The organism is Elizabethkingia occulta, from assembly GCF_002023715.1.
Lineage (GTDB): Bacteria > Bacteroidota > Bacteroidia > Flavobacteriales > Weeksellaceae > Elizabethkingia > Elizabethkingia occulta.
This window is the reverse complement of record NZ_MAHX01000005.1, coordinates 40,520-65,480: the sequence shown is the minus strand read 5'-3', so window position 1 is coordinate 65,480 and position 24,961 is coordinate 40,520. Positions and strand designations below refer to the sequence as shown.

General features: G+C 36.2%; 21 protein-coding genes. 12 read left to right on the top strand and 9 right to left on the bottom strand.

The genetic code is table 11. The annotated features are described in order from the left end of the window. Positions 1-95: 95 nt before the first annotated feature. The 3 genes from BAZ10_RS02480 to BAZ10_RS02470 are packed head-to-tail and all read left to right on the top strand — an operon-like array spanning position 96 to position 3,914. Complete coding sequence (locus tag BAZ10_RS02480) at positions 96-527, top strand: DUF4268 domain-containing protein (RefSeq protein ID WP_078770704.1); 432 nt, start codon at positions 96-98, stop codon at positions 525-527. Then, positions 520-3,255 (top strand): PD-(D/E)XK nuclease family protein, encoded by a 2,736-nt coding sequence (locus BAZ10_RS02475; protein WP_078770703.1) that lies wholly within the window; start codon positions 520-522, stop codon positions 3,253-3,255. The genes BAZ10_RS02480 and BAZ10_RS02475 overlap by 8 nt, the downstream gene beginning before the upstream one ends. Positions 3,256-3,281: 26 nt before the next feature. Continuing rightward, a complete protein-coding gene (locus BAZ10_RS02470) occupies positions 3,282-3,914 on the top strand; it encodes a LysE family translocator (RefSeq protein ID WP_078770702.1) in 633 nt (210 codons plus the stop codon). 101 nt (positions 3,915-4,015) lie between these two features. On the opposite strand, the gene BAZ10_RS02465 is transcribed toward BAZ10_RS02470, so the two are convergent. The 7 genes from BAZ10_RS02465 to BAZ10_RS02435 all read right to left on the bottom strand — a co-directional run bounded on the left by BAZ10_RS02465 (position 4,016) and on the right by BAZ10_RS02435 (position 12,616). Then, a complete protein-coding gene (locus BAZ10_RS02465; RefSeq protein WP_078770701.1) occupies positions 4,016-4,393 on the bottom strand; it encodes a YchJ family protein in 378 nt (125 codons plus the stop codon). A gap of 97 nt (positions 4,394-4,490) precedes the next feature. Further along, the gene (locus tag BAZ10_RS02460; RefSeq protein WP_078770700.1) at positions 4,491-6,860 is read right to left on the bottom strand and encodes an outer membrane beta-barrel family protein; all 2,370 of its coding nucleotides are present in this window, start codon (positions 6,858-6,860) and stop codon (positions 4,491-4,493) included. Positions 6,861-7,108: 248 nt separating this feature from the next. Beyond that, on the bottom strand, positions 7,109-7,834 hold the full coding sequence (locus BAZ10_RS02455) for a hypothetical protein (RefSeq protein ID WP_078770699.1): 726 nt from the start codon (positions 7,832-7,834) through the stop codon (positions 7,109-7,111). 4 nt (positions 7,835-7,838) lie between these two features. Next, the gene (locus tag BAZ10_RS02450; RefSeq protein ID WP_078401972.1) at positions 7,839-8,129 is read right to left on the bottom strand and encodes a hypothetical protein; all 291 of its coding nucleotides are present in this window, start codon (positions 8,127-8,129) and stop codon (positions 7,839-7,841) included. 3 nt (positions 8,130-8,132) lie between these two features. Further along, positions 8,133-9,311: an acyl-CoA dehydrogenase family protein gene (locus BAZ10_RS02445; RefSeq protein WP_078770698.1), complete on the bottom strand. Its 1,179-nt coding sequence runs from the start codon at positions 9,309-9,311 to the stop codon at positions 8,133-8,135. A gap of 53 nt (positions 9,312-9,364) precedes the next feature. Further along, a complete protein-coding gene (locus BAZ10_RS02440) occupies positions 9,365-11,620 on the bottom strand; it encodes a tetratricopeptide repeat protein (RefSeq protein WP_078770697.1) in 2,256 nt (751 codons plus the stop codon). Between the two features lie 117 nt (positions 11,621-11,737). Next, positions 11,738-12,616, bottom strand: a complete 879-nt coding sequence (locus tag BAZ10_RS02435; RefSeq protein ID WP_078770696.1) for an AraC family transcriptional regulator — start codon at positions 12,614-12,616, stop codon at positions 11,738-11,740. A gap of 215 nt (positions 12,617-12,831) precedes the next feature. On the opposite strand from BAZ10_RS02435, the gene BAZ10_RS02430 reads away from it, so the two are divergent. From BAZ10_RS02430 to BAZ10_RS02395, 8 genes are all read left to right on the top strand, one after another. Further along, a complete protein-coding gene (locus tag BAZ10_RS02430) occupies positions 12,832-14,211 on the top strand; it encodes an MFS transporter (protein ID WP_078770695.1) in 1,380 nt (459 codons plus the stop codon). A gap of 25 nt (positions 14,212-14,236) precedes the next feature. Beyond that, complete coding sequence (locus tag BAZ10_RS02425; RefSeq protein ID WP_078770694.1) at positions 14,237-15,418, top strand: glycoside hydrolase family 130 protein; 1,182 nt, start codon at positions 14,237-14,239, stop codon at positions 15,416-15,418. 191 nt (positions 15,419-15,609) lie between these two features. Continuing rightward, the gene (locus tag BAZ10_RS02420; protein ID WP_078770693.1) at positions 15,610-17,142 is read left to right on the top strand and encodes a pyridoxal phosphate-dependent decarboxylase family protein; all 1,533 of its coding nucleotides are present in this window, start codon (positions 15,610-15,612) and stop codon (positions 17,140-17,142) included. A gap of 14 nt (positions 17,143-17,156) precedes the next feature. Next, positions 17,157-18,491, top strand: coding sequence for a lysine N(6)-hydroxylase/L-ornithine N(5)-oxygenase family protein (locus BAZ10_RS02415; protein WP_078721831.1), 1,335 nt, complete (start codon positions 17,157-17,159; stop codon positions 18,489-18,491). Continuing rightward, a complete protein-coding gene (locus BAZ10_RS02410; protein WP_078770692.1) occupies positions 18,469-19,053 on the top strand; it encodes a GNAT family N-acetyltransferase in 585 nt (194 codons plus the stop codon). The genes BAZ10_RS02415 and BAZ10_RS02410 overlap by 23 nt, the downstream gene beginning before the upstream one ends. Next, positions 19,050-20,864 (top strand): IucA/IucC family protein, encoded by a 1,815-nt coding sequence (locus BAZ10_RS02405; protein WP_078770691.1) that lies wholly within the window; start codon positions 19,050-19,052, stop codon positions 20,862-20,864. The genes BAZ10_RS02410 and BAZ10_RS02405 overlap by 4 nt, the downstream gene beginning before the upstream one ends. Before the next feature lie 1,273 nt (positions 20,865-22,137). Further along, positions 22,138-22,392, top strand: a complete 255-nt coding sequence (locus BAZ10_RS02400) for an MAE_28990/MAE_18760 family HEPN-like nuclease (protein WP_245803725.1) — start codon at positions 22,138-22,140, stop codon at positions 22,390-22,392. A gap of 38 nt (positions 22,393-22,430) precedes the next feature. Then, positions 22,431-23,261 carry a hypothetical protein gene (locus tag BAZ10_RS02395; RefSeq protein ID WP_078770690.1) on the top strand — a complete coding sequence of 277 codons (831 nt, stop codon included), beginning with the start codon at positions 22,431-22,433 and terminating at the stop codon, positions 23,259-23,261. Between the two features lie 229 nt (positions 23,262-23,490). Here BAZ10_RS02395 and BAZ10_RS02390 read toward each other — a convergent pair whose 3' ends face one another. After that, entirely contained in the window at positions 23,491-23,874 is a 384-nt protein-coding gene (locus tag BAZ10_RS02390; RefSeq protein ID WP_078770689.1) for a SymE family type I addiction module toxin, read from the bottom strand. A 35-nt stretch (positions 23,875-23,909) separates the two neighbouring features. Continuing rightward, the gene (locus tag BAZ10_RS02385) at positions 23,910-24,278 is read right to left on the bottom strand and encodes a SymE family type I addiction module toxin (protein ID WP_078770688.1); all 369 of its coding nucleotides are present in this window, start codon (positions 24,276-24,278) and stop codon (positions 23,910-23,912) included. Between the two features lie 250 nt (positions 24,279-24,528). Between BAZ10_RS02385 and BAZ10_RS02380 the strand changes: the two genes are divergently transcribed. Next, positions 24,529-24,936 (top strand): helix-turn-helix domain-containing protein, encoded by a 408-nt coding sequence (locus BAZ10_RS02380; RefSeq protein ID WP_078770687.1) that lies wholly within the window; start codon positions 24,529-24,531, stop codon positions 24,934-24,936. Positions 24,937-24,961: the final 25 nt, after the last annotated feature.

Genomic DNA, 24,961 nt, shown 5'->3' with positions numbered 1-24,961 from the left:
AAACCTCATAGGCACTGAAACCTGTGAGGTTTAGTATAAAATAGTCAGACAAATGGCTAGCATTAAACAAAACAAATAAAAGGTTCACACTCAATATGTTCTCCAAACAAGAAGCAGCACAACTGAAGACAGAATTTTGGATAGCTTTCGGGAAATCATTTCCCCGAAAGTGGCTTTTATATGATACAAAAATCAAAGATTTTTCTTTCAAATTTTACGCAGACAACAAGAAAGCAGAGGTTTCATTAGATATAGAAATGAAAGACGAGCTTTTCAGGAATGCCTATTATGAGAAAACTGAATCTCTGGAAAATTTATTAAGAGAAGATTATCTTCCGGATGCTATTATGGAGGAGCATTACTTTCTGGAAAGCGGAAAAGAAATAAGCCGTATTTGGGTACAAAAAGAAAATGTAAGTATCTTCAATAAAAATTCGTGGCAGGAAACTTTTGAGTTTTTTGTAGAAAAAATGACTGCCTTCGAAAACTTTTATCAGGACTTTGAAGATTTTATAAAAGATGTCTGAAACTACCCAACATAGTTTTCTAAACAAAATTGTTGACAGTCTCCTCCAACAGGACAAGCCTCTTCATGCCTATACCTTTATCCTTCCGGGTAAACGTCCGGCAGTTTTTATCAAAAAGATACTGGCAGAGAAACAATATGAAGGAATACTACCGAAATTTCAGACTATTGATGAGCTCATTACAGAAATATCCGGACTACAGCAGATCTCGGGTATTCCTTTATGGCTTTTCGCTTATAAAACCTATCGTAAAATAGATGCAAAAGAGGATATACAGTCTTTTCTGAAATGGTTCCCAACACTTTTAAAGGATTGGGACGATATGCTGAAGTTTTCTAAAAGTGATACTCCGGTTCTGGAATTTATGCTTTCTGACGAGCGTATAAAGAACTGGGGAGAATTGCTTGGTGAAGACAAACCACACCGACGCAACCTGAACTTCTGGCAGAAAATGAATTCTTTTCTTCCGCTACTGAAAAAAGAATTGCTTCAGGAAAATCTCGCAACTCCCGGAATTATTCATGAAAAGGTAAAGGAAACTGTAAGCCACTTTGCTGAAACTACAAAACTACAGTTGGTATTTTGTGGTTTCAATGCCTTTACACCTGTAGAAGAAAAGTTGGTCAGAAATCTCCTGCAATGGGATAAGGCATTATGTTTTTTCCAGGCAGACGAATATTACATTAAAGACAGACGTCAGGAAGCCGGGAAATTTCTGCGCGAACATCAGCATTGGAAAGAGTTTAACGAATACAGACCTTTCAGCTGGATAGAAAATCACTTTTCAGAAAATAAAAATATTCAGGTATTCGAAGTTTCCGGAAATATTGCACAGACAAAACTTCTTCCACATATTCTGGATGATCTTCGGAAACGAAATCCTGAACTAAGCAACACAGCGGTTGTTCTTCTGGACGAAAATCTACTGCCACCAACACTGGAAAGTCTCCAGCATCTGGTGAAGAGTTTGAATATTACTATGGGATTTCCACTGAAGAATTTATCATTCAGTGTAGCCATGAAAAAACTTTTTTATCTGCAGAAACAGTTGGATAAAAACAGTTCATCTTACTATTATGCAGACCTTGTTCCACTGTTAGAGGAATTACCATACAAGAAAGAAGATGAGCCTATTATAAAAGGCTTTCTGGAGCAACTGGAAGAAAGGAATCTGGTTTATATTTCCAGAAAACTGTTTAATGAGCTTTTAGGAGGCATATCATATATTAATTTACTGATCAAACCAAATGATCCAAAAGTCTATCTGGATACACTTATCGACTTTTGCATCTCATGTAAGTTTGAAAAGATAAACGATATAGATTATGAAAATATATCGAGCTTCGAGAAAGCTTTTATAAGTCTTAAAAATCAGTTACAACAATATGATTTTCTCATAGACATTATTACTCTGGAAGTATTAGTAAACCAACTCGTAAGTACTGAAACTATAGATTTTGAAGGGGAGCCTCTTTCGGGATTACAGCTTATGGGACTTTTGGAAACCCGTTTGCTGAATTTTGAGAATGTTATTATGCTTTCTATAAACGAAGGTAAACTACCATTGGGAAGAACCCAGAATACTTACCTGCCTTTCGATGTCCGCCGTAATTTCGGAATGAATACTTTTCTGGAAAATGATTCTATTTATGCATATCATTTTTACCGACTTATTCAGGAAGCAAAGAACGTATACATGCTCTTTAATGGACTCACAAGTGGGGTAAATATTGGTGAGAAAAGCCGTTTCATCACCCAGATCGAAATGGAAAGTCAGCACCACATACAAAATTATGTTGTAGACAGCTCTTCTGAACCTGTGAGCCAGGAACCGATACGCATCAGGAAAACACCAGTAGTATTGGAAAAGCTGGAACTTTGGAAACAGAAAGTTTCACCTTCACATCTCAATGCCTATCTCTATAATCCAATGGATTTCTACCTGAATCAGATTCTGAACACCAGACTGCCGGATGAACTGGAAGAAGAAATCTCTGTCCGTAACTTTGGTAATCTTGTGCACTATACACTGGATTATCTTTACCAGAGTTTACTGAACAGAAAGCTGACAACTGCAGATCTTAAGCAAGCTCAGAATAAAGTAGAGGAGTCACTGGACTATGTTATAGTAGAAAAACTAAAACATTCCCCGGATTATTATAAACGCGGAATGAATTACATTCATAAATCGGTTGCTAAAAGAACACTTCAGAATATAATTCAGAAAGACCTGGACGATGTTGAACAAGGAAACTCACTGGAAATTCTGGCTCTTGAGCATAATATATATGCTGATTTTTATCTGGATGATCAGCAGCAGGATAAAATAAGCTTTAATGGTTTTGCTGACAGAATTGACCGCTTCAACGGAGCACTTCGCATTATAGACTACAAAAGTGCTAAAGCGGGTGATCTGAATGTAAAGTCTAACCCTAAAAAGGATGAGGATACACAGTTATTTGATAAAAAATACAAGCAGGAAGTTCAGCTATCTATCTATGCACATTGTGCCTTGACTTCCGGGGCTTTTCCGGATCAGGAAGTACAATGTGGTATATGGAGCTTTGTAGCTCCTGATGAGGGACCTAAAATGCTGAATATATCCGGAGACAGTTATATCAGTAAATCTGATCTCGAACTGCCAATGAAATCGGTAAAGTCTATTATACTGGATATTCTGAACCCAGAGAAGGACTTTGTTGAAGAGGACAGCACAGGCTGGGGCTAAATAGTTTTTAAAAATATATTAATAAAATGATACCAATTCACGACCTTATCTTTTTTATTATAGCAGCTTTTATCTTAGTGATCAGTCCGGGTCCTAATATGATCTATCTGATCTCCAGAACCATAACACAGGGAAGAAAAGCAGGTCTTACGTCCCTTGCAGGTGTTATTTGTGGATTTTTGTTTCATATTGTTATGGTCTCTTTTGGGCTGACAGCAGTATTATTCGCTGTACCATATGCCTATGTTATATTAAAGATTTTAGGAACAGTTTACCTTTTATATTTAGCCTATCAGGCAATAAAGCCTAACAGTAAAAATATCTTTGAGGTTAAGAACATTTCAATAGATCGTCCCGGGAAATTATTTACTGTTGGCTTTCTTACAAATGTTCTCAATCCTAAAGTAGCTGTTTTTTATCTGTCTTTCTTTCCACAGTTTATCAAACCTCAATATGGCTCCATTTTCACTCAGAGTCTGGAACTGGGCATTATACAGGTATTTGTAAGTTTTAGTATCAACTTTATTATTGTATTAACCGCTGCACAAGTCGCACGTTTCTTTGCCAAGAATCCTACATGGATAAAAATTCAGAAATGGTTTATGGCAAGTGTATTAGGCTTTCTTGCAATAAAAATGGCACTTTCAAAAGCGAAATAAAACTAGGTCTCAAAAAATTAAGATCAATTTTATATAAATTTAAAAACCATAGTAAGATATATCTTACCATCGTTTATTTTTAAACTTTTGTTTGATCCTGATTACTCCATGAAATCCCCTGATACATAATACCAGCTGTCATGCATTTTTTGAAAGTAGGAAAACTCATGATGAATTTGTTCCTGGCCTTCTGAATTAATGAAATAAGCTTTGAACTCAACATGATTTAATGCCGGGGTTCTTACAATTTCCAGCTTTATCCATTGGTTCATTTCTCCCAATTCCTGCATATCCGCTTTGTCATGGAATTTGCGTTTTCCGGGATGAGTGGTTTCCATCAGATACTCTCCGTTGGGAATAGCATATGCTGAATATCGGGAACGCATAAGCGCTTCAGCAGTAGGTGCATGTTTTTCTTTTCTGTGAAAAGGTGCACAACATTCTTCATAGGTTTTCCCCGAACAGCAAGGACAATTCATTTTACTTCTTTTTTGCAAAGATAACAGAATTCATACGGAATTGGCCCTGACATTATCCTATTCTTTATCCAATAATGGTTATTGGTTAGGATAGAGACTAGTTACTTCCACCAGCTCTGTTTTGCTCTTCAAATTTAACTTGCTTGGTAGCACCTTTCACATTATTATTCCCGAATTTATAGGTCACAGAAAGATTCACATTTCGTGTAATACCTTTGTAATAATACTCCGAATTAAAGTCCTGATAGAATTCGGTACCTTTTGAGCGATTGGTATTGAAAACATCATTTACCGTTAAATTAAATAGTAAGTTCTTTTCCAAAAAACTAGCTCTTAGCCCTGTATACATAGAAAAATTTCCGTTGAAGTAGGTATTACCACTACGTTCCGGAATATTACTCCACAAGCCTAATACAAACGTGAGGCTTTTATCCTTTTTCAGAAAGAAATTATTATCCAGATTGAGGTTGGCTCCATAACCCGACATTCCGGAAATTACCTGTGGTATATAAGATTTCGATTTGGCATAATATCCATTTACGAAAATATTAGACTCCAGCCATTTCAACTTATTATAGTTGTAACTGATATTAATTCCGGTACTATTCTGATTATAAAAATTAAGCGTTGTACTATACTTTAATCCGTCTTCTATCATCTGAACTCTATCCCAGTTGGCTTTGGTATAATTGTAATAAGCCGTGATATTCAGGTTATTTTTCAATACATAACCAAACTCTAAATTATCTGTAAACGTTGGCTGTAAATATGGATTTCCTGTACTGTATTCAAAATCTGAAGTATAATATTTAAAAGGATTCAGGTTTCCAAAATAGGGGCGACTGATTCTCCGGGAGTAATTCACAGAAAATGAATGGTTATCATTGGGCTTATAACTTATATAGGCTGTAGGGAAGAATTTTCCGTATTTATTGGTGGATGTAAGATTTTCATTTGGTGAATAACCTTTCAGGTGCGTATATTCATAACGCAATCCTGCTTTGGCATCCCATTTATCATTGATTTTAAAACTCGTTGAAATATAAGCGGCATAATTCTCTTCATTATAAAAGAAATTGTTACTTCTTTTTGTATTGAATACATTCTCTCCATTTAGAATATCATAAAAATTAAATTCTGAATCGTTTTTAATCTTTGTAAACTTAATTCCGGATTCCGTTTTTATTTTGGAAAAATTCTTTTCTAAATCTGCCTGTCCTGAATAGATTTTATACTGGCTGACAGGATTAACAAAAGTGGAAGTTCTTGTACTGGTGATCGTATTATAATAATTATTAGCATTGGAGTTATTAATCATCATATTGGCAGAGATACTCAGCTTACTACCCAGCGAATCTAATTTCAAATCATAGAAAGCTGTGGCATTATGCACATTCCTCTTATTTCTGTTATTTGAATCTGATGCAAATGACCGATCACCCTTTTCATCTCTTATGCTGGTGGCATTCTGGGCTTGTTCCAATGGATTGCTAAATGAATAGTTATAACTAACACCTATCAGATTTTTATCATTTATCTTGTATTCTGTTTTTACATTACCACTTTTATAACGGTAATTAGAAGAAGTTTTCTCATCAGTATTCCAGTAGTTATTATTTCCATTACCCGAATTATAAGTATAAGCATTTCCCTGCCAGTAATTGTCACCGGTAGAAAGATTTGTAGATACTGAAAGTTTCTTCCCCTGATAATTGAAACCTAAACCACTTCTGCTGGAAACGGTTGGCCTGCCGAAATAGTAGTTTCCGGAAGTTTGTAAAGATGCATTCCAGCCCAGATTGGTATTTTTCTTCAGGATAATATTGATCAGCCCGCTTTTACCTTCCGCTTCATAACGTGCGGGTGGGGTAGTGATTACTTCAATTCTGGCAATATCATCTGATCTTAACGTCTTTAGGTAATTGATTAATTCCTGACCGGAAAGATTAAGCAATTTATCATTGACCATTACCGCAACATTACTTTTACCTGCAATGGATATTGCTTCGTCTGTAGTACGCACCATCGGTGTTTTGGCTAGCGCTTCTACTAAATCCAATCCTTGTGACGCTACTGAGTTCTCAACATTGAAAACCAGGCGGTCTACTTTCCTTTCAATTAGCTTTTTCTTTCCTGTTACTGTAACACCTTCAACTTTGGTTTCTGTAGTCCTGGGTAATGGAATCAGAAAATTCCTGTTGATATTACCTTCTATTGCTATATTTTCAGATAACAGCTTCTCACCATCCCTGAAGATTTCAATCTGATAAGTTCCGTTTTCTTTCAGTTTTATATTAAAAATTCCTTCAGCATCACTGATACCGGATATTTTTTCTGTTCCTTTAGATAATATAATTTCAGAATCCGGAATTTGTTTTTTGTTTTCATAACTCAGTTTTCCCTGTATGCTTTGTGCAAACGAAAAAACTGAAGTTACTAATCCTATCAAAATATAATTCTTTCTCATAATTTTTACTTTTAATCATAACACAACAGAAGGCAAAGTTCTGTTACATCAAGCATATAACTTTTTGTATATCAGCTATATAACCGAAATAATACCAATTAAAAATAAACACGTTAATAACTGACAATCAATAATTTACATTTTAAACACCTTTGAAAAGTGTCTGAAAATGAACACTAACTGTTCGTTTTCGGACAAAATAAAAGCTCTGCAATTGCAGAGCTTTTTATATGATAAAGAATTAAAGTCTAATTAAAAGGAACCAGCTTATCATTTGGAAGATCATATTCATACAAATCTCCATTACGCTGGTCAATATAAAGCCACTGCGCTACACTGAAACGGTTTTCAAATTCTGTCCCTAGACCTAAAACAATATAATCTTTGCCTTGTTCATTTCTTTCTTCAATAGAATAGGTGAGTTCTTCATTTTTTTTCAGATGAAGTAGCAACAATTTATTTTTGGTATTTGCCAGATAATACTGCACACTATTGTAAATATTATCTCTTTCTTCATTCGACAAATCAAGATCCTGACCAAATGTATATTTTACAGGTTTTGTATAACGCTGCTTAAACAGAGACAATGCACCATCCTTAATCTTCTTTACAGAAACCAGCATTTTGTTGTCTTCTTTCCGGTCGTTATCTCCGGCAATATCAATATGTACTTTTTTCCATTTAACTTCTACTAAGTCTCCACGGTTAAGATCCTTATTGACAGCCTGAGTTACAAAACTTTCAATTTTCCCGTTATCTTTAATCAGAAGATAAAGATAATCTCCAATTTCTTCATAATTATAGAAATCAGCTGTAACCGCCTGTCCCGTATTCTTTGGATGATTAACCTTTATTGAATCGGAAGCGATAATAGCAGAAGAATCTGGTTTAGTTTCTGAAGATACTGCACCTTCATTTTTCTTACATGAAACTATAAGTAAAGCCGCTACAAGCGGAAGTGTTTTTAAATTCATAAAACTAGTCCTCATTTGTCGAGGATTTTAATTTCAGATACTTTCGTTCATAAAGCATCCACATTAAGTAATAATACAGAACAAAGCCTGCTGCCAGCAAAACAACTATATTAATTGCTATTGACAACCAAAGGTTTTGAGGATCTGTAGTTTCTAATACAAAGTATTGGAAAAGAATAACAAAAACTACTGTAAACAAGGACCATCTTAGTCCGTCATACAATGCATATTTAGTTCTTCCTTTTTGTCTTTTCTGTTCCCAGAAAGTTATAAAATCTTTATCCGAATCTTTCAATTTTTAAAAAGCATTTATCCCGGTAATATCATTTCCGGTAATGAGTAAGTGTACATCGTGAGTTCCCTCATAGGTAATCACTGACTCCAGGTTAGCAGCATGGCGCATCATAGGGAATTCACCCATAATTCCCATTCCGCCAAGAATCTGTCTGGATTCTCTGGCAATATCTATCGCCATTTTCACATTATTTCTTTTAGCCAGAGATATTTGTGCAGGTGTAGCTCTGTGTTCATTTTTCAGAGTTCCAAGACGCCAGCATAGCAACTGTGCTTTGGTAATTTCCGTAAGGAATTCTGCCAGTTTCTTTTGCTGAAGCTGATAAGAAGCAATAGGCTTACCAAACTGAATGCGTTCTTTAGAGTATTGTACAGCTGTACAATAACAATCTATTGCAGCACCAATAACACCCCAGGATATACCATAACGGGCAGAGTTGAGACAAGATAACGGACCTTTAAGCCCAATTACGTTTGGCAATATATTTTCTTTTGGAATCTTTACATCCCTGAACACCAATTCTCCGGTTTTAGATGCACGTAAAGACCATTTATTAATTGTTTCTGGTGTTGTAAAGCCTTCCATTCCGCGCTCTACAATAAGCCCTCTTACTTTGCCATCTTCACCCTTAGCCCACACTACTGCAATATTACATAATGGAGCATTGGTAATCCACATTTTTGCACCGTTTAGCAGGTAGTGGTCTCCCATATCTTTGAAATGGGTTTCCATACTCCCCGGATCGGATCCATGGTTGGGTTCTGTCAGCCCAAAAGCACCAATCATCTCGCCACTTGCTAAATGAGGAAGGTATTTCTTTTTTTGTTCTTCCGAGCCAAACTCATTTATAGGAAACATAACCAGAGATGATTGTACCGATGCTGCTGAACGAACCGCAGAATCACCACGTTCCAGTTCCTGCATAATAAGTCCGTAAGATATCTGATCCAATCCTGCACCTCCGTATTCTTCCGGGATATATGGCCCTAAAGCTCCGATTTTCCCGAGTTCCTTCATAAGATTCGGAATATCCTTATGATGCTGTGCTGCATCATCAATTTTTGGCATTACAAAACTATCTACCCATTCGCGGACAGATTGTCGGATGAGTTTGTGTTCGTCTGTTAATAAATCGTCTATAAAGTAATAATCGGGGATGGTGTGAATTGGATAATATGACATATTAATATTTTTAGCCTAAGATAACAATTATATCTGATACACGGAAAGCCGGATCAGAACCATTTTGAAAAGAATCCGCCTTTTTTATTCAGTTCTTTCTGAAGGACTAAAGCACGCTCATTATCTGGGAAAAGAGAAAGTATTTTCTGTACATTTTCTAAAGCTTCTTCTCTTTTCTTCAGGTTCAGCAACTGCTGAGATTTCAGCACTTCTATCATCGCCCAGTCTTCATCGCGGTCATATCCGAATTTATCATAAGAAGCTTCATGTTCTTCTGCCCATTTAATCGTTTCATCAGCACTTCTTGCATGTTGGCTACTCTGTACCAGATAAAACAAAAGGGTCCCCTCCGAATCCTGCATAAATTCATTCTCTCTCAAAACCGGTAATATCTCCGATAGATAGTTACAAGCTTTCTGATGATCATTGATAAAAGACGCATTTTTACCAATCTGGTAATAGGCTTTTATTTTATCTGTTTCATATAACCACTCCGGATTCTTTAGCTCCAGAAAACGTTCTCCACTTTCAACAGCTTCTTTATACCTTCCTTCTTCATTATAGGCCTGCATCAGCATATAATAAGGATTAGAATTCTGCGGAAATTCCAATGTAAACTGATTCCAGAATTCAATTTTTTCAGCATTAGAATAATCCTGTACCAGATGTGAAATTCCTAAATCTAAAGCATTGGACAGATTATAAAGTTCAACAGAGTTTTCTTCATTTATGCCATTTCTGCTAACATAATCTTCATAATTTTTCAGACGCTCCTTCAAAACTTCCATTGGATTTTCCAGCTCGCCTAATATTGTAGCATACTTTATTCTCTTAGCCTCATAATGCAGGAATCTGAATTCATCAAAGCATTCAGGTCCGTATTCATACGTTAATATTCCATACTGATTTCTGGCTCCTTCAAAATTATCTAACTTTTCATATATTGTTGCCAAAGTATCGTGCAGTTCATAGAACTCAGAAAGTTCAAGTCCCTTCGCTGCTGCTGCCTCTGCTTTCTCCAGATCTTCTTTCCCGATATAAGCTATTGCCAAGTTGTTACAACACATCGCCCAAAGATGCGGAGTTGTATAAGGATGGCTTTCATAGCGGTTTTCATAGAAATAATCTTCCAATCCTTTGTAGGCATTCAGGTAGAATAATTCCAGTACTTCCGAAGCTTCCTGATTACCTGAAAGCTTATGTTCGTCCAAAAATTCCGATATACATACTCCATTGTTGTACCATTCATTCGGAATATCGTTTACAGTATAAGTCTGTTCAGGAAGTACACCATTCACAAAATAATAGGATATTATCCATCTGTAGAGTGCTGTCGAATTACCTCCTAATTGCAATGCTTCATTGAAATAGGTTAGTGCCTCTTCATACCTCTGTTCATTAAACTTTATAGTCCCTGCAAAATGGAATGGCCATTTAGAATTAGGATACTCAGCAATATAAAACTGGCAGTTTTCTAAATGATCTGCTTCAGAGATGTGATTAAGTTCACCATAATTCTTCTGAATAAGAAGCACAAAATACATTAGTTTTTCATCCTCAAACCCATTTCTAAGGATTTTGTCTATACGTCTTTCCCATAATGCAAGCTCATTATGCACTTCTTCGTCAGTATTTTCCAATTCTGTAACCTTGCACAATAGTTTCCCTAACAAATGATAATCTGAATTCTCGTATATAAAATCCGCTAATTCAAAATACTGGAATTCGTTAAAAAGCAAAATATTATGCATGCTTTTACTGATCAGCTCCAAAATATCAGCAGCAGGAGCATTATGATATTTTAGATATCTGAATTTATGAAACAGATACTTGGACATTTCAGCATCCTGAAGCTCTCTGGAATCCTGCGCCCATTTTTTGTAATTCTCCAATCCGTAATCAATCCACTGAATAAGATCTTCATGCTTTTCGTTCACATCATTATAGTAAATGAAAAGGTCTGTTGCCTGCGCCTCATATACAGGATCATTTTTCAGATCATTCAGATAGCGCAATACATCTTCTTCCGGAATAACAGGGTTCTGAAAGTCAAGGTAGGACAAAAGCTGAGACTTCATAGCATTGTCATTCTCCAGCTGTATCAATTTTTGAATATAGGGTATTATACTATCCTGAATATAATTTGCTTCAGGTTGATTCTCCATTACCCACGCCCATTCGGTTTGAATAAACATATGTAGAATCTCTGTATCATTAGGGTTCTCTTTGTATAATTCGTGAATTGCAATTTTAGCCTGTTCAATATCTCCGTCAGCAAGCAGCTGTTCAATTTCTGATAATGTTTTCATTAAATGATTATATATTGCGAATATTAATTAAAGTCCTAAAAATACCAAAAAATCCGAAATACCCAATCAATAGGGAGAAATAGAAAAGTTTAATTTGTTTAAACGCCATAAAAAGAGTCAGATAAATTTACGGTTTCCATAAAAATTGTAATCATGTCTGAACTCTTTCGGCGTACAGCCTTTTCGTTTTTTGAATAGCCTGTTAAAGTTAGAAATATTATTAAAACCGCAGTGATAAGCAATTTCTGAAACAGACTGAGTTGTATCTATCAGCATTCTGCACGCATTTCCCAGCCTGCATTCTAATAACGAGTCCATAAAAGTTACACCTGTACGTCTTTTGAAAAAGCGGCTAAAAGACATCTCCGTCATATTCACAAGTTTAGAAACTTCACCTAAAGAAATATTCTGATGAAAGTGATGATTAACGTATTCCATTACCCTCTGAATTCGTCTGCTGTTATAGGACTCCTGATTGAAGAAGATATTATCAGAAAGTGTCTGCATATTTTTGGATGTTGAAAGGTCGTGCAATACTGATAACAATTCCAAAACGGAATTAAATCCCTGCTTCTTATCTAGGTTTAGCAAACGTGGCATTATTTTCTGAGTTGCTTCTTTAGAAAATAATATTCCTCTGGATGATAATTCTATCATCTTTCGCATGCAACTCATCTGATTTCGGTTCAGGAATCTTTCGTCCAGAAAATCCTTATGAAACTGTATTGTTACTTCCGTCATTTCTTTGCCTTCAAACTCATAAGTTTCCCACATATGAGGAAGATTAGGACCGATCATTACAAGCTCGTAATCATCTATTACCGAAATATGGTCTCCAATAATCCTTCTCGCTCCTTTACCATTATGGATAAAATTTAGTTCTATTTCTTCATGACTATGGAGTGGAAAGTCGAAGTCCGACTTTACGCGGGTAAAAATAGTGAAGCAGTCACCGGGTGTTAAGGGTATTATTTCTCGGAGCAGATTATTAAGCATGATAAAATTCTGTGGTAATTAATTTGCAGGTCATAAAAGTATCAATAATTATAAAACTGTTTGTTAACTTAAAATTATAAATAATTTAATTTTCATGCATATTTACAATGAACATTATTTACACATTGGTTATTTTGTATTATTTAATGTCAAAAAAGTATTATGTTCGTATTCCTTCTGGTACTATTTTTATCATCCAGATAACAGCCTAATTCATGAACGAAAAAATAAAAGTAAGAGAAAAGATTGCCTATGGATTAGGCGATGCAGCATCATCCATGTTCTGGAAAATTTTCAGCATGTATTTACTCTTTTTTTATACTGATGTATTTGGCATCACGGCAGCTACTGCCGGCACCATGTTTCTGGTCACCAAAGTATGGGATGCTTTTTTCGATCCTGTAGTCGGACTTATCTCAGACCGTGTATCGACAAGGTGGGGAAAGTTTCGTCCATTTCTGGTATGGATGGTTATACCATTTGCAGTAATGGGCATCTTTACATTTTTCAGACCGGATTTTAGTGAAAACGGCAGACTCGTTTATGCATATATTACTTATTCGGTAATGATGATGGTCTATTCTCTTATTAATGTACCATACGCATCATTACTCGGAGTTATGTCTTCAGATCCTAAAGAACGCACAGCACTTGCTTCTTACAGAATGGTTTTCGCATTTATTGGTAGTCTTGTTGCATTATGGCTGATAGAACCTTTAGTAAAGATCTTCGGAGACGGAACCCTTACATTTGCAATGGGCTGGGTGTATGCTATGGTTGTTTTTGGTATTATAGCTTCAATCTTATTTTTATTGTGCTTTGCAGGAACCAAAGAACGTATAATACCTGTAAAAGAAAATAATTCCACACTAAAATATGACCTTAAAGATCTTTTTGCAAACAAGCCTTGGTGGATATTATTGGGAGCTGGTGTTGCTACATTATTATTCAATACAATAAGGGATGGAGTTGCTATCTATTATTTCAAATATTACCTGGATAAATCCGATACAGATATACTTTCTTTCGTAGGAATGCAAATCTCCCAGACAACAGTATACCTTGTACTGGGACAGGCTGCAAACATTATAGGTGTTATTGCAGCGACCCCTGTAGCCAATAAAATAGGCAAGAAGAAAACATTTTTCTTTGCTATGCTTTTTGCTGCTATTTTCAGTATACTTTTTTACTTTTTAGGAAAGAGTAGTATCAGCGGAGTATTGGCTCTCCAGTTTATCATCAGTATATGTGCTGGTAGTATATTTCCTTTATTGTGGTCTATGTACGCAGATACTGCTGATTATTCCGAATGGAAACAAGGCAGAAGAGCCACAGGTCTTATATTTTCAGCGTCTTCAATGTCTCAGAAATTAGGATGGGCTATTGGCGGATGGGCGAGCGGTGCATTATTAGCATTCTTCGGATTTCAGGCGAATGTTCTGCAAACGGCCTTTGCACAGACAGGGATTAAACTAATGCTAAGTTTATTACCCGCTGCTGCTGCAATTATTTCCATGCTTTTCATTCTTTTTTATCCGTTACACGAAAAACAAATGAAGATTATAGAACAGGATCTTGAACAAAAACGAAACTAAAAAATAATAACCTACACTTAATTCTATGAGTTTATATTTCGAGACAAGAAAAAAGGCCCTTAACGAGGCCTATGAAAACCTTATCTTAAAAGAAAACATAAAACAACAAACCCTGGGCAATGGTGTCTACGACAGATACGAAAATCCTATACTGACTGCAGATCATGCGCCTGTTTTCTGGAAGTATGATTTTAATGAGTCTACAAACCCTTATCTGATGGAACGTTTCGGTATAAATGCTGTATTTAATGCCGGAGCTTTGAAGCTGGACGATAAATATATTGTGATTGCAAGAGTGGAAGGGAATGATAGAAAATCATTTTTCGCTCTGGCAGAAAGTAATAATGGTACAGATGGTTTCAGATTCCGGGATTATCCTATTACAATCCCTGAAACAGATATACCAGATACAAATATCTATGACATGCGTATTGTACAGCATGAAGATGGCTGGATCTACGGATTATTCTGTACAGAGCGAAGAGATCCTGAAGCTATTCCGGGTGATCAGTCTGCTGCTATAGCACAGTGTGGTATTGTACGGACTAAAGATTTAAATGGCTGGGAGCGTTTACCAGATTTAAAAACAAAATCGGCTCAACAACGCAATGTTGTTCTGCATCCTGAATTTGTCAATGGGCAGTATGCATTCTACACACGCCCGCAGGATAGCTTTATAGAAGCCGGGACTGGTGGCGGAATAGGATTGGGATTAAGCAAAAGTATGGAGAATGCGGAAGTAACCGAAGAGGTATTGATTGATCAAAAAAAGTATCATACCGTGTATGAAGCTAAAAACGGATTGGGGCCGGCACCGATAAAAACAGAGAAAGGATGGCTGCATCTTGCTCATGGTGTACGCAATACAGCTGCAGGCCTGCGCTATGTTCTCTATATGTTTATGACCAGCCTGGACGACATTACACAGGTTATCCATAAGCCTGCAGGTTACTTTATGGCTCCTGAAGCTGAAGAGCGTATAGGGGATGTCTCTAACGTTGTATTTTCTAATGGTTGGGTTGTCAATAATGATGGTACTGTATTTATTTATTATGCCTCATCGGATACCCGTCTGCATGTTGCTACTTCCACCATAGAGAAACTGATGGATTACGTAATCAATACTCCGGAAGATGGCTTCAGATCGGCAACATCCGTTGAAACACTCAATACTATTATCCGAAACAATTTGTCTGCTAAAAGCTGAAACTGAATTACATAATTTACTTACTTTTCATTCATATTCCTAGTTAGGGCCTCTTTTCAGAGGCCTTTATTTCTATACTTATTGATATATTTTAATTAACATAGTGACAAAAATCATAACTTTATATTAATTTAGATTAAATAAAAATAACATAAATTTGGTCTGATAATTTTTATACCAAATCAGACATTATGGAAACAAAATTCGAAACAGTACCTTATCGAAAGGTATTGAAAGGGGGCAGCTCCGAATACATGGATATCTTCCATGGGACACCCGAAAATATAAACTACTACCAGAAAACAGTACAAGACACACTGGAGGTAATCACCAATTTTTTGCAAACCCGACAGACGCCATTAGGAGACACTTCTGTTCAGCGTAATAAAAGCAAAATGAATCTTGTAGATATTAACAGCGACGAAACAATATCTGTAAAAGAATGTCTCTCCGAATTATGTGATATCTACATCAATGATGCCACTGCATTCCATCACAGTTCTTATGTCGCACATCTTAACTGTCCAATATTAATTCCAACACTGGCAGCAGAGATGATTATCAGTTCCATCAATAGTTCCATGGATACCTGGGATCAGAGTCTTGGTGCCACGACGATAGAACTTCGTCTTATTGAATGGATGGGAAAAAAAATGAAGTATCCTGAAGGCTTCGACGGAGTCTTTACCAGCGGAGGAACACAGTCCAACCTAATGGCATTATTAATTGCAAGAGATGCCTATATCAAGAAAAATTATAATATCATACCTGATCAGCATGGTCTTCCTACAGAAGCAAAAAAATTCAGAATATTCTGCTCAGAAAAAAGTCACTTTAGCTTAAACAAAGGAGCCAGCATACTGGGACTTGGTAAAGATGCGATTATCAGTGTCCCGGTAGATCAGGATTATAAAATGGACATCCGAAAACTGGAAGAACTCTTGTATGAAGAAAGAGGAAAAGGCAACTTACCTATTGCGATTGTAGGTACAGCCGGAACAACAGACTTTGGATCTATAGATCCGCTTCCGGAAATCAGCAGAATTGCTCAGGAAAACGGAATGTGGTTCCATGTAGATGCAGCATACGGTGGAGGTTTATTACTAAGCAATCAGCACCGCAGTAAACTAAATGGTTTGGAAAACGCTGACTCTTGTACAATTGACTTGCACAAAACATTCTTTCAGCCAATAAGTGCCAGTATGTTTTTGATGCGTGATCATAACAATGTTAGTTTCATTCAGTACTACGCAGATTATCTAAATCCAAAAGATCAGGAAACTTCGGGTGTTCCGAATCTGGTAAAAAAATCGTTGCAAACGACAAGAAGATTTGATGCGCTGAAATTCTGGTTTACACTGAGAACTGTTGGAGAGGAAAAGCTAGGCAGCTATATAGATGAGATTATTGACCTAACAAAAGAAGTTTATTATCTGTTAAATGAATATGAAAATTTCGAAACTCTGAACAGCCCCGAAATCAGTGCTCTGGTTTTCCGATATGCTCCGCCGGGTTTTCCTGAAGATAGATTAACAGAACTAAATCAGAAAATAAAGCAGGCAGTCTTCGACAGTGGCAAAGCGATGGTAGCCGGAACTAAGGTCAACAAACAATTCTATCTGAAGTTTACACTTTTAAATCCCATGACCACAATTGATGAAATACAAAAAATAATAAATCTGATCCAGGAAATAGGAGAGGAACAATCTAAAAACCTTATATAAAATACCACCAAATCATGACCCAGGAAAAAATATATGACATCATAGGAATAGGAATAGGCCCATTCAATCTCAGTATGGCCTGTCTTGCAAGCCCTGTAAAAGATCTTAATACTTTGTTTTTCGACCGCAGCGATCGTTTCGACTGGCACCCAGGTATGATGATGCAGGACACAACGCTGCAGATACCATTCATGGCCGACCTGGTAACAATGGCTGATCCTACCAGCGAATTTACCTTCCTCAATTATATAAAGGAAAAAGGAAGAATCTATTCTTTCTATATCCGTGAGAACTTCTACCTGCTAAGAAACGAATATAATCAGTACTGCCAGTGGGCTATAGAAAAGTTGGATAATCTACGATTCAGCCATAATGTAGAAGATATTATGTACGATGAGGAACAAGGAAATTATCTGGTAAAAGTATACAACAAAACAGAAGATACTGTAGAGAGTTACAGAACAAGAAAAATCGTTCTGGGTACAGGAACAACTCCGTATATGCCTTCATTTTTTCATCCGGTAAAAGATCTCGCAGCACATTCATCTGAATATCTTTATAAAAAGAAAGAACTCCAGTCACGAAAAGCAATTACCATTATAGGAAGTGGTCAAAGTGCTGCCGAAATATATTATGATCTGTTACAGGAAATAGATGTTTACGGATATGAGCTCAACTGGATTACACGCTCCACTCATTTCTTCCAGATGGAATATAACAAGCTTACTCTGGAGCTAACTTCTCCTGAATATGTTGATTATTTCTACAGTCTCCCTGCTGAAAAAAGAAAAGCTTTATTAAAAAATCAAAATTCTCTTTACAAAGGGATCAACGAAAGTCTGATCAATGATATTTTTGATTTGCTCTATACCAAAAGACTGACTGCTGATTTCAAAACCAATCTATTAACCAATTCAGAATGTGTAGGAGCCAAATACACCAAGCAAGGAATTATTGATTTAGAATTTTATCATTCCGAACAGGAGGAAAGCTTCCATTTTGAAACCGATGGATTGGTGCTGTGTACAGGTTACAAATACCGGTTGCCAGCTTTCTTAGACGGCATTAATGATCGAATAGACTGGAAATCCACTGAAAAGTTCAATGTACAGCGTAATTACAGCATTGATAAAAATGCTAATGAGATCTTTGTCCAGAATGCAGAGTTGGAAACTCATGGCTTTGTAACACCTGATTTAGGTATGGGATGCTACAGAAATTCCTATATCCTGAGAGAAATTACCGGCAGGGATATTTATCAAGTGGAGCAGCAGATTGCGTTCCAAAAATTCGGAGTATATGAAAACCTAACCAAAGCACAACAATATGAGACCAGTATTTCAAAGTAAAACCTGTTTTTCAAAAAATATAGAAGGATTGGGCAACTTTGAACTTTTTCCTCTGGATCTGGATGAGCATGTTCCTGTTATTCATAATTGGGTAAATCAGGAATATGCTGAATACTGGCAAATGCTTGATACAACTACTGAGCAAGTCTATGAAGCCTATGAATATCTTTTGGCACAAAAGGATTATTACATCTGTATGGGATATTTTGAAGGTGAGCCTTGTTTTTTACTGGAATGCTATCATCCAAAACATGTCCTGAGCAAATTTTACAACGTTGAAGATTCAGATTGTGGTATGCATATATTGGTGGCACCTCCAGACAAAAAAATAAAATCTTTCACATGGAGTGTATTTCAGACCATCATGGAGTTTTTATTCTCCGATCTTAGAATTGAACGTGTTGTAGTGGAACCGGATGTCAGAAATGAGAAAGTCCACAAACTAAACCGAAAAGCCGGATTTACGCGCTACAAAAAAATACAACTACTGGAAAAAGAAGCATATCTGGAATTTTGCACCAGAGAACAATTTAAAAATGCCCTACAAAATCAAATAGTATGAACCAAATAATAAGTCCCGAAAAAACAATAGAACACCTTACCCCGGAAAGCTGGGCCAAGGCAAATCTATATCTTATTCAGAAAGCATTGGCTGAGTTTGCCCATGAAATGATTATTAAACCACAATTAATCTATGAAAAGGATGGATGGGGTTACTATCAGCTTCCTGCTCAACACGCGGAAGGAGAAATAATTTATACCTTCAAGGCACAGAAGCGGATATTGGATCATTGGTCTATAGATGTACACTCAATAAAAAAGACACATAACGGAAAAGAAGTTCCGTTAGATCTTATACACCTCATCGTGGATTTCAAAGAAGAGCTGGAATTTTCTAAAGAGATTCTTCCGGTTTACATAGAAGAACTGATTAGTACATTATATGCCAGAGCACAGGTAATGAATCGTGAAAACAATTCGTGTATTCTGGCAGACGCAGACTATCAGACCATAGAAGGTTCTACAACCGGACATCCCACTTTTATTGCCAACAACGGAAGAATTGGCTTTGATGCGGACGATTATTACAAATATGCTCCAGAATCACAAAATGAACTTCGCTTGTTATGGATTGCTGTAAAAAAAGATCGTTGCAATTTTTCAATTATTGAAAGCCTTAGCTATGATGAGTTGATGAATCAAGAACTTTCATCCGAAACATTAGTGAAATTCAGTCAAAAGCTAAAAGATCTGGATCTTAATGCTGAAGAATTTTATTACATGCCTATCCATCCGTGGCAATGGTATAATAAAATGAATCCGACTTTCTCTTCCGAAATAGCTTTGCAAAATATTGTATTACTAGGTGAAGCAGAAGACCTATACCGTGCACAACAGTCTATCCGTACTTTTTTCAATACAAGCAATCCTGATAAATTTTATGTAAAAACAGCTATGTCTGTTTTAAATATGGGCTTTATGAGAGGACTTTCACCTTATTACATGAAAGCTACTCCGGCTATTAATCAGTGGGTAGACGATTTGGTAAAAAGTGATGCATACCTTCAGGAAAAAGGCTTTATTATTCTGAAAGAATTAGCAGCAATAGGTTACCGAAGTGAGTATTATGAAAAAGCACTTCAGAATAATAATACACCTTATACCAAAATGCTGGCAGCATTATGGCGGGAAAGCCCAATACCATTTATTAACGAAAATCAGCGTCTTATGACAATGGCTGCTCTGCTTCATTTCGATAACAATGGTTATTCTCTGGCTGCTGAGTTAATTGAAAAATCAGGTCTTACAGCTGAAGAATGGGTAAGCAAGTACCTCGATCTTTATCTGATGCCTTTAATACATAGTTTCTATGAATACGATCTTGTATACATGCCACACGGAGAGAATCTGATTCTGATTATGGAAAATTACACTCCGGTAAAGATTATTATGAAGGATATAGCAGAAGAGATTGCGGTATTAAACGGAGATATCAAACTTCCGGGTGAAACCAGCCGTATTGGTATAAAAGTTCCGGACGATTTTAAACTTACTTATATTTTCACGGATGTATTCGACTGCTTCCTGAGGTATTTATCTGCTCTTCTCCATGATCAGGCAGACTTCAAAGATGAAGATTTCTGGAGGCTGGTTGCTGATAAGATTATAGCATATCAGGAAGAAAGACCCCATCTGAGAGAGAAATTTGAAAAATACGATATATTCGAGCCACAATTTAAAAGATGCTGTTTGAACCGTTTACAAATAAAAAACAATAAACAAATGGTAAACCTTGAAGACCCAATTAATAGTTTGCAGTTTGTAGGGATGCTGGATAATCCAATTCATATTTATAAAAGAGAATTGGTGTAATACACTACCCAAAATAATTGAAATATCTAAGAAAGCATTGCAGGCGGCTTTAGTCTGCAATGCTTTTGTTTATAAAAGTTAATTCAATTTTTATAATTTATCCGGATTATATTTAATTTTCATGCTCGATAAATCCCCTGAAATAGCCCCACTAATAAAATTTAATTTGGTATATCCCTCTTAAATTTGTAAAATTGAAGTCTCTAATCATCCATTAACGGATAACAAACCCCAAGAGTTGAAGGTAAGCAAGCATTATAAGAATTTTCTGACCGCTATTTTTATAGCTATATATGCCTTTGCTGTTTTATAAATATTATTTTCTATATATTCCCATATTCATTATTGATAATGTCTGTTGTTTACAAGCTGAAAAGAAGTAGAATAAGGAGGGATTGTTTCACTATAAAAATACTCTATTTAACATAATATTAATTATAGGTCAAAATAGTCCTCGCAGGCTCGGTTGCCCTATAATGATATTATGTAAAATATTGTAGTGTGTGCATTACAAGGAATTGTATACTTCAAAAGCATTTAGACCTATAATTAGTCATTATGTTCGGAGCCTCCGGAAATAGCCGCTCGGCCAACGCGCATGTTTGCAAAAAATTAAATGTGTTTTTAAATAAAATGACACATTGAATTTTTGCTTCACAAATTCCCGACGCTCGGCCTGGTAATTTAATTTTTTTGGCCAACGCTCAGGAAAACGAAATTTTATTTTCGTGGAGTTCGCTGGCATACAAAAAATGCCAATGTGCCTGACGGCTTTTTTTTGGCATTTTTCTATGCTGGCGCTCACGACGTTAATTATCTGTTCTTTTGCCTTGATGCAAAAGAACCAAAAAATCAAGGCTGTGATGCATTACTCACGGTTTATTTATTTTATTATTTGGTGTTCGTGATTGCTTCGCAATTCGCTAAACCGACTGCGCTACGCTAAAATGTAAAAACCCTGATATACTCGTAAACCTTCGGTTTATGCTCAGACAGTTTACATTTTTTAACGCTTCGTTACGTCCGTTTTATTCACTGGTTTTTATTTGTTTTTAATGGTGTTCATGAATGCTACGCATTTGTTAACGCTCATCCATCAATGCCAGAGTGAGTGCTTCAAACGGAGTTTCTGTTTAACATAATATAGAGAAATTCTGCTTCAAGAGAAGCTTGTTTTAATGTTATAAATCAGCATTTTATAAAATCATAGTACTACTCCACTGCTCTATTTAATCGTTGATATAGCACAGGTTTTTTTGATACAGCTAAATCTATGAAAATTAGTGTAGGTAATATTCGGAGAATCTATGATGAGTCTACTCATGGACAGACTTTAGTTGATATTAAAAAGAAAAGAAACTGGTTAGCACATGGAGAAAAGTCATTTATAGAAGTTGGCAGGTCTTCAACATTTTCTCAATTAGAGGAAGCTAAAAATTATGTTCGTGCTTTCTTAGACGAATTCATCACATCTGTTGAGGACTACATAACGAATCAGCATTTTAAAATTGTAGTACCAAGCAGTTAATCAACATTAGTAAATGTTACTCATTATTGTCTACAAAAATGGAACAACTTTTCTCTGAAGAACAACTTTTAGAAATACAGACAAAAGCCAAAAATGAGTTTGAAGAATATCATAATACTTATGTAATTGATGGAAATACAACCGAGACTTCAATAAAGATTATCTCTGAACTAAAGCATTTAATATTTGTAGAGGGGAATGAAGACACAGGATTCAAGCATTTTAATAATAGGCATGGCTACTTTTCATATAAAAATTATTGGAGGATAAGTGACAAAAAAGAATATAAATTAGATGACCCGAGCAAGTTTCGGTCTCAAATGATTCCTATTATAGATTATTTAAAGATTGCTGACGAAATATTCTCTGAAGAAAACAAAAACATTACAAAAAACAACAGACCTGACCTATTTGACAAATACACAGGAAGTTATTCATATCACAACAACGAAAGTGAAAAATACCATCTACTAACATATAAGGATACTAAAATTGTACATACTTTTTTCCCAGATAAGAAAAAGCATAATCCTAAACAGAAATGTAAATTTGGTAAAGGAGTAGTTACTTCTAGTTTAAAGCTTCCGGAGGGATTTAGAGATTTGCTTCTTCCGTATGAAAATGAAAAAGGAATAATCGCATTTTCATTTCTAATAAGAAAATACTATTTAGAAAAAAAAGAACGATACATTATTCAAAGACATGATGAAGAAGGCAAAGTCAAAGAGCAATATGTTTTTGGAGAAAGAGATTTTGAAGAAAATGAAGTGTTTGATAGAGAAGATATGATGTCCTTACAGCATGGAGATGTAACACAAATTGAACAGCTCATTAATGAATTGGCTAATAATTCTGAAAACATACTGTAAAGCACAATTATAATTTTAAAGACGCACCCCCTCATTCGGCTATGTTCCCTACTCTATTTTATGACTGGTTTGCGTGAGGGATAGCAGCGAAAAGCCCACAGCGAGGCACGAGCGAGGACTTGTAGCGGATAGCCCGACCCGGAGGGGCACGCCCAAAGGAAAATGTTTTTAAAAGGTCGGCATCGTCTGTGGCTCCGCAATTGGCTAAAAACCGATTGCACTAGGGCGGTTATTTTATCTTGATTTCTCCGTTTACAAACCGCAGTTGCTCGAATACTTCGGGATGTACCATTGCTTTGATTTTCTTTCTGAGAAGTCTACTACTTTCGTCTTGGATTCGGGCTAAGAGTTTGGTGTCTAGCGTGTTTGGGTCTTCTTTTTCGACCACTATCCTATTCTGGTATATGGAAATTGTGAGCTTGTCGCCTTCGTTGAATCCGCATTTGCGAACCCATTTGCCAAGGAGCATTATTCGGGATGCGTAGTCGTTTTTGTTGTAGCCTTCACTGTTCATGTAGATGGCAGATACGGTGAGGCGACGCATTTCTATGAGTTGGTCTTTACTTTGGGTTTCTGGCGTTTTTTCGGTGTTTTTGGTGTTTTTGGTGCTCATATATCGTGTTTTTGGAAGTTATTAGGAGCGGTTGGTTACCTGCGCCATTTGATTTCTCCGTTTTTGAAGCTCAGTTGTTTTACGATGTCGGGACCTAACATTTGAAGGACCCGTTCGCGGACATATTTTTCGTGGGCTTTCTGCTCTCGTGCCAATAGTTTTGGGTTTACTGTGTTTGGTTTTTGCTTTTCTATGACGAGCCTGTTCCGGTAGACGCTTACCGTGAGTTTGTCTTTTGGTTTGAATCCGCATTTTTGGATCCATCTGCCTTGTAGTTGGATTTTGGAGCAGCATTCGTGCGGGTTGTAATGTCCTTTTATGGGTATTCGATTTACGGTGATGTAGCGGGTGTCCAATACAATTTGGTTCTCTTCTTCTTCTGTTAAAAATCTTACGTTGCACATAATTTGGTGTGTTTTTATGGTGGATATTAAATAATACGGTTTCCCGTAATTTGGCGTATCAGGTTTGGCTTATATTTGTTTCTGCCAGCGTTTTTGTTATCATTGTGCTATGATGTTGTGAAGTAAGGGAAGGTTTGCGGGATAATCAATTCCGTTTCAGGATGTTTTATTCCGAGAAAAGCATAATTTAGAAACTTCATTCGATGATAGTTGTTAATTATTTTAACTAAAAAGAGTATATTTGAGATTTATGATACATACCGATATGCCAAACAAGAAAATACACCAAGGTCGAAACATAAAGCGTTTCCGTGAAATGCTGGGCATCAAGCAAGATGCCCTCGCCTACGAATTGGGCGAAGACTGGAACCAAAAGAAAATCTCTCTCCTGGAACAAAAAGAATCCGTAGAAAAGGATATTTTAGAACAAGTGGCTAAAATCTTGAAATTACCTGTGGAAGCCATTGAGAATTTTGATGAAGAACAGGCGGTAAATATTATCTCAAATACATTCAATACACATGACCAATCAAATGGTATGAATGTCCACCCTACTTTTAATTTTAATCCTCTTGATAAGATGGTTGAGCTTTATGAACGTATGATTCAGCAGCAAAAGGAAATGATTGAGAAGTTGGAGAAATTAATAAATAAATAGTTTTATATAAAGAAGGCTTTTTCTT

Excerpts from the sequence above, each read along its gene's own strand:
- BAZ10_RS02435 (WP_078770696.1), bottom strand. The coding sequence starts at position 12,616 with ATGCTTAATAATCTGCTCCGAGAAATAATACCCTTAACACCCGGTGAC.
- BAZ10_RS02405 (WP_078770691.1), top strand. The coding sequence starts at position 19,050 with ATGAACCAAATAATAAGTCCCGAAAAAACAATAGAACACCTTACCCCG.
- BAZ10_RS02380 (WP_078770687.1), top strand. The coding sequence starts at position 24,529 with ATGATACATACCGATATGCCAAACAAGAAAATACACCAAGGTCGAAAC.
- BAZ10_RS02415 (WP_078721831.1), top strand. The coding sequence starts at position 17,157 with ATGACCCAGGAAAAAATATATGACATCATAGGAATAGGAATAGGCCCA.
- BAZ10_RS02440 (WP_078770697.1), bottom strand. The coding sequence starts at position 11,620 with ATGAAAACATTATCAGAAATTGAACAGCTGCTTGCTGACGGAGATATT.
- BAZ10_RS02465 (WP_078770701.1), bottom strand. The coding sequence starts at position 4,393 with ATGAATTGTCCTTGCTGTTCGGGGAAAACCTATGAAGAATGTTGTGCA.
- BAZ10_RS02470 (WP_078770702.1), top strand. The coding sequence starts at position 3,282 with ATGATACCAATTCACGACCTTATCTTTTTTATTATAGCAGCTTTTATC.
- BAZ10_RS02430 (WP_078770695.1), top strand. The coding sequence starts at position 12,832 with ATGAACGAAAAAATAAAAGTAAGAGAAAAGATTGCCTATGGATTAGGC.
- BAZ10_RS02460 (WP_078770700.1), bottom strand. The coding sequence starts at position 6,860 with ATGAGAAAGAATTATATTTTGATAGGATTAGTAACTTCAGTTTTTTCG.
- BAZ10_RS02425 (WP_078770694.1), top strand. The coding sequence starts at position 14,237 with ATGAGTTTATATTTCGAGACAAGAAAAAAGGCCCTTAACGAGGCCTAT.
- BAZ10_RS02455 (WP_078770699.1), bottom strand. The coding sequence starts at position 7,834 with ATGAATTTAAAAACACTTCCGCTTGTAGCGGCTTTACTTATAGTTTCA.
- BAZ10_RS02395 (WP_078770690.1), top strand. The coding sequence starts at position 22,431 with ATGGAACAACTTTTCTCTGAAGAACAACTTTTAGAAATACAGACAAAA.
- BAZ10_RS02400 (WP_245803725.1), top strand. The coding sequence starts at position 22,138 with ATGAAAATTAGTGTAGGTAATATTCGGAGAATCTATGATGAGTCTACT.
- BAZ10_RS02390 (WP_078770689.1), bottom strand. The coding sequence starts at position 23,874 with ATGAGCACCAAAAACACCAAAAACACCGAAAAAACGCCAGAAACCCAA.
- BAZ10_RS02410 (WP_078770692.1), top strand. The coding sequence starts at position 18,469 with ATGAGACCAGTATTTCAAAGTAAAACCTGTTTTTCAAAAAATATAGAA.
- BAZ10_RS02445 (WP_078770698.1), bottom strand. The coding sequence starts at position 9,311 with ATGTCATATTATCCAATTCACACCATCCCCGATTATTACTTTATAGAC.
- BAZ10_RS02475 (WP_078770703.1), top strand. The coding sequence starts at position 520 with ATGTCTGAAACTACCCAACATAGTTTTCTAAACAAAATTGTTGACAGT.
- BAZ10_RS02480 (WP_078770704.1), top strand. The coding sequence starts at position 96 with ATGTTCTCCAAACAAGAAGCAGCACAACTGAAGACAGAATTTTGGATA.
- BAZ10_RS02420 (WP_078770693.1), top strand. The coding sequence starts at position 15,610 with ATGGAAACAAAATTCGAAACAGTACCTTATCGAAAGGTATTGAAAGGG.
- BAZ10_RS02385 (WP_078770688.1), bottom strand. The coding sequence starts at position 24,278 with ATGTGCAACGTAAGATTTTTAACAGAAGAAGAAGAGAACCAAATTGTA.